The organism is Pantoea sp. 18069 (genome assembly GCF_902706035.1).
Classification (GTDB): domain Bacteria; phylum Pseudomonadota; class Gammaproteobacteria; order Burkholderiales; family Burkholderiaceae_C; genus Comamonas.
The window spans coordinates 20,663-32,283 of record NZ_CACSJA010000047.1; the positions used below are offsets into that span (position 1 = coordinate 20,663).

Below are 11,621 nucleotides of genomic sequence, written 5' to 3' on the forward strand. Positions count from 1 at the left end.
TTTTTCTATCCCCAAAAGTGTCTCGCAAGGCGCAACCCCGCACTCGCAGGCACCGAACGAAAGTGAGTAAAAAATGATCGGCGACCAAATTACGGGATCTCTGCCGCAGGTGATCATCCAGGCGGTGACGCACGAAGGCCTGACGGTCACGGTCGACGGCCAGGCAGCACAACTGGCGGTCGTTACCTGTGACGGCCGAATCATCGCCGCAGGCGTTGAGGTGGCCAACGAGGCCCGAGCCGTGGCGGTGAACTCTTACCGCAGCTTCCTGAAAGGCCGGGGCCATCTGCGCATACTGAGCGCCCCGCTCACGCAAGGTCTACGCGCCATCGCCTGACGACCAGGCCCAAAAAACGAAAGCCACCAGGGTCAACCTTGGCGGCTTTTTTGTTGCCTGCTGCGCGTATACATAGAGAGTCCTATGGGCAGCCCAGACTGACGAAGCCTATCTTCGGAATGGGCGCGCTGGCGGACGTCGCGACTGCGTCAAAAGTATCTGATCTCATTTGGTTTTCGCAGGGCGACCTGGCGGATTGGCTGGGGGCGGTTATTGTAAGCGAGGCCCGCCATGCGCTCTTGTGCGCCTGCGCTAAACCCTTGAACCACGGCGCTTCAGCGCCTGGCCTGCTCCACCGCCGCGGCCAGCCGTTGCACGGCCTGCTCGATCTGCGCCACGTCGGGCGCGGCGAACGACAGGCGCATGGCGTGCACCTGCGCGCCCTCGGGATAGAACGCCTTGCCGGGCACATACAGCACCTGGCGCGAGACGGCGGCATCGAACAGCGCCTGTGGGTCTATGGATTGCGCAAACGTGGCCCAGACGAACATGCCGCCGGCTGGAGGCGCGCAATGCACCTGGCCCTCCAATTGGGCGGCGATGCCCTGCACCAGCGCCTGCATGCGCCGCTGGTATTCGGCGCGGGCGCGCTGCACGGTGGCCGGGTAGCGCCCGCTTTGCAGGTAACAGGCCGCGACCATCTGCGCCAGCGGCGAGGTGCACAGATCCACCGTCTGCTTGGCAATGGTGCAGCGGCGCAGCAGATCGCCATCGGCCAGCATCCAGCCCACGCGCAAGGCAGGCGCCACGGTCTTGGAAAGGCTGGAGAGGTACACCACGGGGTTGACGGCAGCGCCCGACTGCTCGCCCAGCGTGCGCAGCGCCGTGGGCATGGGCGGCGTGCTGCCATCCGGGGCGTCGAAGCACAGTTCGCCATACGGGTCGTCTTCCACCACCCAGAAGCCATAGGTGCTGGCCAACTGCACCAGCGCTTCACGCCGGGCCGCGCCGAGCAAGGTGCCGCGGGGATTGGAGAAGTTCGGCACGGTGTAGAGCAGCTTGGGGCGCTGCTGCGCGGGCAGGCTGCGCAGCAACTCGGCCAGCGCCTCGGTCTGCAGGCCATGTTCGTCCATGGGCACGGTCAGGATGCGGGCCTGCGCCAGGCGCAGGGCCTGCAGCGTGGCGGGATAGGCGGGCACTTCCACCAGCACGGTATCGCCCGGCTCGATCAGCACCCGCACCAGCAGGTCGAACGCCTGCTGGGAGCCGGTGGTCACGAGCAGTTGCTCGGCGCTGGCCTGCATGCCGCGCGCGCGCGTCTGCGCCGCGAGTGCTTCGCGCAGGAGTGGCAGCCCTTCGGTGGCGCAGTATTGCAGCGCCTGCGGCCCGCCCGCCATGGCCTGACTGGCGGCCAGCGCCAGCCCATGCGCATCGAACAGGCTGGGCGAGGGGTAGCCGCCCGCCAGCGAGATCATTCCCGGCTGGCTGAGGTAGGGAAACAGCTCCCGGATGGGAGAGCCCGCAGGCTGCGCGAACATGGCGGCAAAAGCCGGCATGGCGGCCTGTGCATACAGCTCGCTCATGCGGCCTCCACCACGGCCGCGCGACGCAGTTCAGCGCGCAGCTGGTCGATGGAGCGCTGCTGCGCCGCTTCGTACAGCGCGATTTCGTCGTGCACGCGCGCGCCCAGCGCGGCCTCGAAAGACTGCTGCGCGGCATGGGCCTGGTATTGCTTTTGCTCTTCGCCGCCCAGGTTGGACTGGAAGATGCCGGCCGCGCTCACCGGCAGGAAGTCTTCATAGGTGATCGGGTCGGCCTGCACCCAGCCCCTGGCCAGCAGTTGCTCCAGGCCGGCATCGGCATGGTCCGCAGCGGCTTGCGCCCGGCCGCACGCGCTCAGGCTGTAGCGGTAGAACGCCAGCCCCTGGGCGCGCAGCGCGTCATGGGCGTCGGGGAAGGCGCGGAACACCTGCTGCAGCCGCTGCGCGTAGTCGGGTGCGGCGCTGCCGGCATGGCCCATGTCGCGCACTTCGGTCAGCAAGGCGTCGTAGAGGGCGCGGCCCTTGCGGGTCAGCGCGACGCCGCGCTGCTCGATCTCGCCGAAGCGCGCGGTATGGGCGCCCTCGTCGTCGGTAAAACGCACGGTTTCCTGCAGCGCCTTGAAGCTGGTCTGGCGCAGCAGGATGGGGCAGTTGCGCCGCGGCGGGCCTTCGACCACGTCCTTGGCGTCCATGCCGCGCGCGGGCATCGCGGCCTGGGCGGCATCGATATCCAGCGTGCGCGGCGTCAGGTGATTGATGTGCGGCCCGCGAAAGCACACTACATCCGCCACCAGGCGGTGGGAGGCCTGCAGCGCACGGTAGGTCCCGGCGTCCACAGTCGCCGTGCTGTGCCAGCGGAAGGTTTCCAGCGCTTCACGCACGAATGCGTCGGCGTCCGCTGCAGACAGGCCGCCGGCGGTTTCGCACTGGGCGATCAGCTCCAGCGCCCGCGGCGTGAAGATGCAGCGGCGCGCCAGGATATCGGCGGCCTTCTGGCGCAATGCCGGGTCGGCAATCAGCTCCAGCCGCAGCAGCGAGGTGAACACGCGAAAAGGGTTGGCCAGCAGCGCGGCATCGCCCACCGGACGGAAGGCCGTCGAATGCACGGGCACACCCGCCACCGACAGGTCGTAGTAGCCCACGGGCTCCATGCCCATGACGGCAAACAGACGCCGCAACGTTTCCAGTTCTGCCGCCGTGCCCACGCGAATGGCGCCGTGGCGCTCCACATCCAGGCGCTCGAGTTCACCGGCACGCGCCAGTTGCGCGCGCAGCGCGGGCTCGGCGCTCAGTGCGTGGCTGTTGATATCGGCCACCAGATCCACAAGGGTGCCGTACTGCGGCACTTCCTGCCGGTACATCGCCGACATGGCGTGCGAGAAGCGCGCACGGACCTCGTCTGTACCGACAAAGGAGGAGTTGCTGTTCATATTGCTCATGATGTAACCAAAGAGAGGCAGGGGCTGAAGCCGGATGCAGCGCCCCCGCCGTTGCCGATTCAATCCGCAGTGGCGCCGGAGGTCTTCACGATGTCGCCCCACTTCACGCGATCACGCGCGAGGATTTCGGCGAATTCCTCGCGCGTCGTCGGGCTGGGCTCTGCACCCGCTTCGCGCATCCTGGCCTGCACGGCCGGCAGCTGCAAAACCCGCACCAGGTCCTCGTTGATCTTCTTCGTCACCGCATCCGGCGTCTTGCTGGGCGCAAGCACGCCAAACCACGGGCCTGCGTCGTAATCGGGCAGTGCGGCAGCGGCAGCGATCGTGGGAACGTCGGGCAGCGCAGGCGAGCGCGCTGCGGTGGTCACGGCAAGCGCCTTCAACTTGCCGGAGCGGATGAACGACAGCGAGGAAGGAAGGTTGTCGAACATCACATCGACACTGCCTCCCAGCAGGTCGGCAATGGCGGCGCTGCTTCCCTTGTAGGGAATGTGGCTCATTTCAATCTGGGTCATGCGCTGGAAAAGCTCGCCCACCAGATGGGTCGAAGTACCCGCACCTGCCGAGGCCATGTTCACACGCTTGGGATGGGCTTTGGCATAAGCGACCAGATCGGCCAGCGTCTGGATGCGCGCGCGCTCGGCAAACGCCGGCGAAACCACCAGCACATTCGGCACCTGGGCGATCAGGGAGACAGGGGAAAAGTCGGTATCCGCGTTGTAGGCGATTTTCTTGTACAGCGCCGGATTGATGGAGAACTCGCCGACCGAGCCGACCAAAAGCGTATAGCCGTCCGCCTGAGAATTCGCGGCGCCACTGGTGCCGACCATGCCTGCGGCGCCGGGACGGTTATCGACCACCACGGCTTGCTTCCACAGCAGTGACAGCTGGTCGCCGACCACTCGCGTCACCATGTCGGTAGTGCCCCCGGCCAGATACGGGACGATGATGCGCACCGGCTTTTCAGGGAACGGTGCGGCCACCGCGAGTGCTGAGACCAGTGTGCCGGCAACTACGCTGGCTTGGACGAGAGAACGGACGAGACGCTTCATTTTATATTTCCTTATGGGTTGGGTCGGGTTGCTCGGCACCGACATCACAGACGCTGACTGAACTGTGATCTGCGGATCATTACTCATCAAGCAACGTATCAAAAGCGAATTATTTACCTACAATGATGACCAAAAGTCATCAAGTGGACCTGCATGAGACAACGCATCCCCAGCCTGAGCAGCCTGCGCGCATTCGAGGCCGCAGCCTCGCACCTCAATTTGCGCCGCGCGGCAAAAGACCTGTTCATCACGGAAAGTGCGGTATCGCGACAAATCATCGCCCTGGAAAAATTCCTGGGAGTGACGTTGTTTCGGCGTGCCAACAAGCGCGTGACACTGACCGCGGCCGGCGCCGCATACAGCCGGCAGGTGCGAGAGGTGCTGGGACAACTCGAACGCAACACCCTCGACCTCATGGCGCACGAGGGGTCCGGGGGCATCATCGAGCTGGCCTGCGTGCCCACGCTGGCCGTCGAGTGGTTGATTCCACGACTGCCCGACTTCTACGCGAAACATCCGCAAGTTGTCGTCAACATCAGCGCGATGACAGGCGTCTTTTTCTTTGACGGCGCGCCGTATGATGCGTCCATCCATTTCGGCACGGATGTCTATCCGGGAGCGCGCACCGACCTGATGTTCGGCGAGGAATCGATCGTGGTCTGTCGCCCGGATTTCTTTGCGGGCAAAGCGGTGGTTTCAGAGATGGAAGTGGCCACTGCGCCCCGGCTGCATCTCGCTTCGCGCGCCCTCGACTGGAAGCTTTGGATAGAGTCCGCAGGCATTGACCTGGCCAACCCCATGGGTGGCGCGCGCTTCGAGCACCACACCATGGTGATCAGCGGCGTGCTCGCCGGCCTGGGCGTAGGCCTGGTCCCGCGCTTCCTGGTCGAGGAATACCTGCTCAAGGGAGAGCTGCTCTCCCCGGTCAAGCACTTCCTGCGTTCGCCCAACGCCTACTACTTCGTGACACCGGACTCCCGCCCGACCAGCGACGCCGTGGCGGGGCTGCGCGAGTGGCTGCTCGCAGCGGCGCGTGATTTCGCCTGCGCCTAGCATCTTCAACCCGCAGGATGCGCGCGACCGCGCGGGCCGCTACCTCGACCCCATCGTCGGCAAGAACTTCGAGCTCGGCATCAAGAACAGCCTGCACGGTGGCGAAGCTCAACACTTCGCTGGCCCTGTTCCGCATCCAGCAGGAGAACCTGGCCCAGGCCGACGGCGACTTCATGATTCCCGACGGGCTCGACCAGGCCTACTACGGCGCCAAGGGTGTCAGGAGCACCGGTTTCGATATCGACGTGTCGGGCGAGCTCCAGCCGGGCTGGAATGTGTCCGGTGGCCTCACCCACTACACCGCGAAGGACGCCTCCGATGCCGCCGTGAATACCAACCAGCCGCGCACCCTGTTGCGGGTATTCACGAGCTATCGCCTGAGCGGCAGCTTCAGCGGCCTGACCCTGGGCAGCGGCGTCAACTGGCAAAGCAGCAACTACACCACCGCCAACGGGCCGAACGGCCAGGAACGCGTGCAGCAGGATGCATGCGCGCTGTTCAGCCTGATGGCGCGCTACCAGTTCAATCCACGCACTTCGTTACAAATGAACGTGAGCAACCTGTTCGACCGGAAATACTACAGCCAGATTGGCTACTACAGCCATGGCGCCTGGGGTGCTCCGCGCAGCGTCATGGCCACGCTCAGCCATGAATTCTGAGCTGCGACAGGCCCTTGCGCGCCCGGTGGAAAGGCAGGCACGCACGGGCAAGGCGCGCGCCGGCCCCGGGAAAACGAGGGTGAAATGGCCTTCACTGATGCTTCAGAGGCATTTACAGTGCACTGGCGCAACAATTCGAGGCAAAAAAGCGCTTGCGCTACTTGGAAAGCAGAAAATTTCCCAGTAGCATCTGTTGAACCGATAAGAAGCGCATGCTTGGCATTGGTCCAGAATTATCACCAACTAGGAAAAGCAACATGGCAACTGCAAAGAAGGCACCGGCCGCAGCTTCTGCGACACCCGCTAAGAAACGCACCCCCAACGCCGCCTTCATGAAACCGCTGACCCCCAGCCCGGCCCTGGCCGCGGTCGTGGGCTCGGCTCCGCTGCCACGCACGGAAGTCATCAGCAAGCTGTGGGTCTACATCAAGGCCAACAAGCTGCAAGATGAAGCCAACAAGCGCATGATCAACGCCGACGCAAAGCTCAAGGAAGTGTTCGGCAAGCCCCAGGTTTCGATGTTCGAAATGGCGGGCCTGATCGGCAAGCACGTGAAGTAATTCCGTTGTGCCTAGAGAAGCCGGCAGCTTGCCGGCTTTTTTTCGTCTGGCGCACGGGAAATTTTGCAAAAGCGTTGCGAAAAACAAACTACGCAATGCGAATTAGTCCTATTTCTATCTATGATTCGCTCCGGCCGGTGGAGGGGGCAGACGCGCCACTCTCCGGTCCAAAAATCAAGCGACTCTCACAGAGAGTCCACTATCATTTCCGGAGCATTTACCTTGAAGAAAACAGCGCCCATGACGGCGGCCGAACCCGGCCCCGTCGCCTTTCCTGCGTCCCCCTCCGACAAAGCCCTGCTTCCGCTGGGCGCGCTGATGCTTGCCGCCTCGGTCGGCAGCTGGGCCCAGGCCCCCGCAGCACCCGAAGCCGCGCTGGGCACGGTCACCGTGCGCGAAGCCGCTGACGTGCAGAGCAAGGACACCCTGCTCATCAAGCAGACGACGGTCGGCAAAGGCAAGCAGGACATCAAGGACATCCCTCAATCGGTCACGGTGTTCACCGAGCGCCTGATGTCCGATCGCAACCAGGACGATTTCCGCGACGTGCTGCGCACCACCGCCGGCGTCACGTTCCAGTCCGGTGAAACCGGCGAAGAAGACGTGCGCCTGCGCGGCTTCTCGCTGGGCCAGGCCGGCGACATCTATGTCGACGGCATGAAGGACGCCCCGCTGTACGAGCGCGACACGTTCAACAACGACCGCATCGAAGTGCTCAAGGGCTCGGCGTCCATGCTGTTCGGCAAGGGCTCTACGGGTGGCGTGGTCAACCAGGTCAACAAGGCGCCCTTGCTGATCGACCAGCACGAAGCTTCATACACCCTGGGCACGGGCAAATCGCACCGCGTGCAAGGCGACTTCAACTTCAAGACCGGCGAGAACGCGGCCCTGCGCGTCAACGCCATGATCCACGACTCGGACAACTACGGCGCCAAGCAGGACAAGCGCGGCATTGCGCCGACGTTTGCCTGGGGCATAGGCACACGCGACGAATTCTCGGTCGGCCTGTACTACCTGGACATCAAGGGCCGGCCCAACTACAACCACCCGTGGATCGCCAGCAACGGCAAGATCATCCCTACGCTGCCCGCGAAGAACTACTACGGCCTGAGCAGCGACCACCTCAACACTTCGTCGCAATACCTGACGCTGGGCCATATCCACCGTTTCGACGATGGCGGTGAACTGCAAACGCGCCTGCGCCACGGCAAATACGAGCGTGACCTGCTGGCCAGCGTGATCCGCTTCGGCGCACCCATCACTGCGCTGGACCAGATCCAGTCGAACACGCCCCTGACGCGTTCGTCCAAGGGCCGCATCGGCGAAAGCACGATGACGCAGATCCAGAGCGACTACACCAATGCATTCAACTGGGGCGGCATGAAGCACCAGGTCATCGCGGGTCTGGACTACTACCACGACGACGCGAACCGCAACGCCAACTACGCCAACAGCAACGGCAACTCGAACGCCGGTACGGGCTACCTGATGACTTCGGTCGGTACGCCCAACAACGGCGCATCGGCAGCGGACACGCGCGCTCCCGTGGCCTTCAACACGTTCAAGGCGCAGAACATCGGCCTGTACCTGCAGGACACGCTGTCGCTGACCGAAACCGTCAAGCTGGTGGGCGGCCTGCGCTATGACCAGTTCAAGGCCGACTACCGCAATTCTACGGGCGCACTGAGCGACTCGACCTCCGACGGCCTGTGGAGCCCGCGCATTGGCGCGATCTTCCAGCCCGACGAGCTGACTTCGTACTACGTGTCGTTCGGCACTTCGTACAACACTTCGGGCGATACCTACCAGTTCGTCAATGTCAGCGCGAACACCGGCTCGCTGGCCGACACCCCGCCCGAAAAGAGCCGCAACCTCGAAATCGGCGGCAAGTGGGAACTGTTCGAACGCCGCGCGCTGCTGGGCGCCGCCGTGTTCTACAGCGAGAAGTACAACGAGCGCAACACCGATCCGGACAACCCGGGCTATCTGCTGTCGGGCAAGCGCCATGCGACGGGCATGGAATTCAACCTGGCCGGTCACATCACGCCGAAGTGGGACATCTTCTACAACCACACCTGGATTCCCGAAGCCAGGATCGACCGCAGCACCACCGTGCTCGCAGCCAACGGCGGCGGTGCCCAGGTCCAGGGCGACCGTCCCGGCCTGACGCCCAAGCACAGCGGCAGCGTCTGGTCCACCTATGCGGTGACTCCCAAGCTGCGCCTGGGCGCGGGCCTGACCTACCGCGGCAAGCAGAGCCCCGAAGGTGCGCGCAACTTGGAAGCCAGCGGTTTTGCGACCATCGATGCCATGGCTGAGTACACTTTCGACCAGAAGACATCGCTCAAGCTCAATGTCACCAACCTGAGCGACAAGCTGTACGCCGATTCGCTGTACCGCGGCTTCTATGCCCCGGGCGCAGCGCGCACCGTGCAACTGACTGTCAAGACCCGCTTCTGATCCTGCCACTGCCCGCCATGCTCCTGCACCTCCAACAGGTTTTCACTCCAGATGAAGTCCAAAGCGCGCGCCAGCTCCTTGGAGAGGCTGCGCCCTGGGTGGATGGCAGGACCAGCGCGGGTGGCCAGGCCCAGTCGTTCAAGCACAACCTGCAGCTGGCGCAAGGCAGCGATGTCTCGCGCCATCTTCAGGCCCAGGTGCGCGCCGCGCTGGCCAGGGATGCGCTGTTCTTTTCAGCGGCCCTGCCCAAGCGCATCTTCAACCCCCTGTTCAACCGCTACAGCGGTGACTCCAATTTCTACGGCGCCCATATCGATGGCGCCGTACTGCATTCCCAGAACCCGGCGCAGTGGGTGCGCAGCGACATCTCCTGCACCCTGTTCCTGAGCGCGCCCGACGAATACGAGGGCGGCGAACTGCTGATCCAGGAGGCCCTGGGCGAGCGCCGCATCAAGCTGCCCGCGGGCGACCTGATCCTCTACCCCAGCAGCACCGTGCACCAGGTCGCGCCCGTCACGCGCGGCGCGCGCATCGCGAGCTTCTTCTGGGTTGAAAGCATGGTGCGCAGCACCGAGCAGCGGCAGATGCTGTTCGACATGGACATGGCGCTGCTCAAGCTGCGCGCCGAAGTCGGCGAAAAGCACCCGAGCATGGTGCAGCTGACCGGCACCTACCATAACCTGCTGCGCCTTTGGGCCGACGTCTGATTCACTGCGGGCTGCGGCATAAAGACCTTCTTCGCCACCGCATAGACGCCGCATGACCGCCCCCCTTCCCTCCCTGCAGGCCATTGCGCCCGAGATCGTCTGCCTTGCAGACCATGAACGACGCGCCGCCGAAGTGCTGGACGCCAATGCCTGGGCGTATTTCAGCGGCGGGGCCGGCGACGAACGCTGCCTGCAGGCCAATCGCAGCGCCTGGGATGCCTTGCCGCTGTGGCCGCGCGTACTGCGCCCGCTGGCCCAGGGGCATACGCGCATCCGGCTGCTGGGCCAGGAATATGCCCATCCGCTGCTCGTGGCGCCCATGGCCTTTCAGCGCCTGGCCCATGCCGACGGCGAACTCGCCAGCGCCTATGCGGCGGCGGCCCTGGGCGCGGGCTTCACGCTCAGCACCCAGGCCAGCTTGCCGCTGGAGCTGCCGGCCCAGGCCGTGCTCGGCACCGCAGGACGTGGGCCACTGTGGTTCCAGCTCTATCTTCAACATGACCGCGGCTTCACGCGCGAACTCGTGCAGCGCGTCGAGCGCGCGGGCTACGAAGCATTGGTGCTGACGGTGGATGCGCCGGTTTCCGGCGTGCGCGACCGCGAGCGCCGCGCGGGTTTTCGTCTGCCTGCGGGCATTTCCGCGGTCAATCTCCAAGGGCTGGCCCCTGCCCCTGCCGCCGCGCCTGGCGAGGCAGCGCTGTGCGCCGGCATGCTGCGCCACGCACCCACCTGGGAAGATCTGGCCTGGTTGCAGGCTCAGACCCGGCTACCGGTGCTGCTCAAAGGCATTCTCCATCCCCTGGATGCGCTGCAGGCCGCGCGCCTGCAGGCCGCAGGCATCCTGGTTTCCAACCATGGTGGGCGCACGCTCGACAGCGCGCCCGCGACGGCTTTCGCCCTGCCGCGCATCGTGCAGGCGCTGCAAGACAGCCCCGGCAATGCCGCAGCGCTGCCGGTGATTGTCGACGGCGGTATCCGCCGCGGCACCGACGTGCTCAAGGCCATGGCGCTGGGTGCCAGCGCGGTGATGGTCGGGCGCCCCATCGTCTGGGGCCTGGCCCATGCCGGCGCCGCAGGTGTGGCGCATGTGCTACGGTTGCTGCGCGATGAACTCGAAATTGCCATGGCGCTGACCGGTTGCGCGACCCTTGCCGACGCACCTGCCGCACTGCTCGACGACTGAGCCCCGCAACCCGCGTCGATAGCCCTTGATGCACAGGGGATGAAATTGGGATTACGAATGCGATGAGTTCTCATTTATAATAATTTCTATCCCTTCAATAGCCAGCCACAACTGCCTGCTGCCATGATCGTCTGTGTTTGCCGCCGGGTTTCTGACCGCGAAATCGCACGCCACGCGCATGCGGGTATGAGTTTTGACGAAATCCAGTTCGAACTTGGTGTCGCCACCCAATGCGGGCGCTGTGAAGGCTGCGCCCGTGACGTGGTCGCGCAGTGCAGTGCTTCGGGCGCGGTTGCCCATATCCAGAACGCAACCCAGCCGATCCAGCTTGCCAACAATATTTTGGAAAGCAACGCATGGCCCTCTTCTCCGTTCTGCTCGGCAGCCTGATCCTCGTCGTTGGATGCACCTGGTGGATTTTCCGCCAATGAACCTGGCTTTTGTCTTCCACCTGCCCGGGTGTCGTGCGCGCTGACCCACCTCTCGTATATGTCCCAGTCTGATAGATTTTCCTCTTCCGGGGGAATGAGCCGCAATGCCGTCATTGCCAGCTCCGTGGTGCTGCTGCACGTGGCCGGTATCTGGGCCCTGCAAAGCGGCCTGATGCGCAAAGCCGTGGAACTCGTGGTGCCGGCCGAGGTGCTCGCCGAATTCATCGCCCCGCCCGCGCCCGAAGTGGCCCCGCCGCCA

Annotated in this window: 12 protein-coding genes; 9 read left to right on the plus strand and 3 right to left on the minus strand. The window is 64.5% G+C overall.

From position 1 onward, the window contains the following. The first annotated feature begins 73 nt into the window (after positions 1-73). Positions 74-337: a hypothetical protein gene (locus tag GVL12_RS23740; RefSeq protein WP_159918029.1), complete on the plus strand. Its 264-nt coding sequence runs from the start codon at positions 74-76 to the stop codon at positions 335-337. A gap of 275 nt (positions 338-612) precedes the next feature. On the opposite strand, the gene GVL12_RS23745 is transcribed toward GVL12_RS23740, so the two are convergent. From GVL12_RS23745 to GVL12_RS23755, 3 genes are all read right to left on the minus strand, one after another. Further along, positions 613-1,860, minus strand: coding sequence for a PLP-dependent aminotransferase family protein (locus GVL12_RS23745; RefSeq protein ID WP_200844037.1), 1,248 nt, complete (start codon positions 1,858-1,860; stop codon positions 613-615). Next, positions 1,857-3,248 (minus strand): VOC family protein, encoded by a 1,392-nt coding sequence (locus GVL12_RS23750; protein ID WP_200844040.1) that lies wholly within the window; start codon positions 3,246-3,248, stop codon positions 1,857-1,859. Before GVL12_RS23750 ends, GVL12_RS23745 begins: the two co-directional genes overlap by 4 nt. Positions 3,249-3,316: 68 nt before the next feature. Next, a complete protein-coding gene (locus GVL12_RS23755) occupies positions 3,317-4,396 on the minus strand; it encodes a tripartite tricarboxylate transporter substrate binding protein (RefSeq protein WP_200844038.1) in 1,080 nt (359 codons plus the stop codon). A 66-nt stretch (positions 4,397-4,462) separates the two neighbouring features. Between GVL12_RS23755 and GVL12_RS23760 the strand changes: the two genes are divergently transcribed. From GVL12_RS23760 to GVL12_RS23795, 8 genes are all read left to right on the plus strand, one after another. After that, positions 4,463-5,362 (plus strand): LysR substrate-binding domain-containing protein, encoded by a 900-nt coding sequence (locus GVL12_RS23760; RefSeq protein WP_159918031.1) that lies wholly within the window; start codon positions 4,463-4,465, stop codon positions 5,360-5,362. A gap of 98 nt (positions 5,363-5,460) precedes the next feature. Beyond that, positions 5,461-6,021 (plus strand): TonB-dependent siderophore receptor, encoded by a 561-nt coding sequence (locus tag GVL12_RS23765; RefSeq protein WP_159918032.1) that lies wholly within the window; start codon positions 5,461-5,463, stop codon positions 6,019-6,021. 332 nt (positions 6,022-6,353) lie between these two features. Beyond that, positions 6,354-6,581 carry an SWIB/MDM2 domain-containing protein gene (locus GVL12_RS23770; RefSeq protein WP_235033966.1) on the plus strand — a complete coding sequence of 76 codons (228 nt, stop codon included), beginning with the start codon at positions 6,354-6,356 and terminating at the stop codon, positions 6,579-6,581. Positions 6,582-6,821: 240 nt separating this feature from the next. After that, complete coding sequence (locus GVL12_RS23775) at positions 6,822-9,041, plus strand: TonB-dependent siderophore receptor (RefSeq protein WP_159918034.1); 2,220 nt, start codon at positions 6,822-6,824, stop codon at positions 9,039-9,041. 17 nt (positions 9,042-9,058) lie between these two features. Beyond that, a complete protein-coding gene (locus tag GVL12_RS23780; protein WP_159918035.1) occupies positions 9,059-9,748 on the plus strand; it encodes a Fe2+-dependent dioxygenase in 690 nt (229 codons plus the stop codon). A 52-nt stretch (positions 9,749-9,800) separates the two neighbouring features. Further along, positions 9,801-10,931 carry an alpha-hydroxy acid oxidase gene (locus GVL12_RS23785; RefSeq protein WP_159918036.1) on the plus strand — a complete coding sequence of 377 codons (1,131 nt, stop codon included), beginning with the start codon at positions 9,801-9,803 and terminating at the stop codon, positions 10,929-10,931. Positions 10,932-11,054: 123 nt separating this feature from the next. Continuing rightward, complete coding sequence (locus GVL12_RS23790; RefSeq protein WP_159918037.1) at positions 11,055-11,321, plus strand: bacterioferritin-associated ferredoxin; 267 nt, start codon at positions 11,055-11,057, stop codon at positions 11,319-11,321. Between the two features lie 99 nt (positions 11,322-11,420). Further along, a partial coding sequence (locus GVL12_RS23795) for a hypothetical protein (RefSeq protein WP_200844039.1) occupies positions 11,421-11,621 on the plus strand: 201 nt, incomplete at its 3' end.

What these genes read in the sequence shown, in the direction of transcription:
- GVL12_RS23745 (WP_200844037.1), bottom strand. Translation starts at nt 1,860, where the DNA reads ATGAGCGAGCTGTATGCACAGGCCGCCATGCCGGCTTTTGCCGCCATG.
- GVL12_RS23760 (WP_159918031.1), top strand. Translation starts at nt 4,463, where the DNA reads ATGAGACAACGCATCCCCAGCCTGAGCAGCCTGCGCGCATTCGAGGCC.
- GVL12_RS23775 (WP_159918034.1), top strand. Translation starts at nt 6,822, where the DNA reads ATGACGGCGGCCGAACCCGGCCCCGTCGCCTTTCCTGCGTCCCCCTCC.
- GVL12_RS23750 (WP_200844040.1), bottom strand. Translation starts at nt 3,248, where the DNA reads ATGAACAGCAACTCCTCCTTTGTCGGTACAGACGAGGTCCGTGCGCGC.
- GVL12_RS23740 (WP_159918029.1), top strand. Translation starts at nt 74, where the DNA reads ATGATCGGCGACCAAATTACGGGATCTCTGCCGCAGGTGATCATCCAG.
- GVL12_RS23770 (WP_235033966.1), top strand. Translation starts at nt 6,354, where the DNA reads ATGAAACCGCTGACCCCCAGCCCGGCCCTGGCCGCGGTCGTGGGCTCG.
- GVL12_RS23780 (WP_159918035.1), top strand. Translation starts at nt 9,059, where the DNA reads ATGCTCCTGCACCTCCAACAGGTTTTCACTCCAGATGAAGTCCAAAGC.
- GVL12_RS23755 (WP_200844038.1), bottom strand. Translation starts at nt 4,396, where the DNA reads ATGAGTAATGATCCGCAGATCACAGTTCAGTCAGCGTCTGTGATGTCG.
- GVL12_RS23785 (WP_159918036.1), top strand. Translation starts at nt 9,801, where the DNA reads ATGACCGCCCCCCTTCCCTCCCTGCAGGCCATTGCGCCCGAGATCGTC.
- GVL12_RS23790 (WP_159918037.1), top strand. Translation starts at nt 11,055, where the DNA reads ATGATCGTCTGTGTTTGCCGCCGGGTTTCTGACCGCGAAATCGCACGC.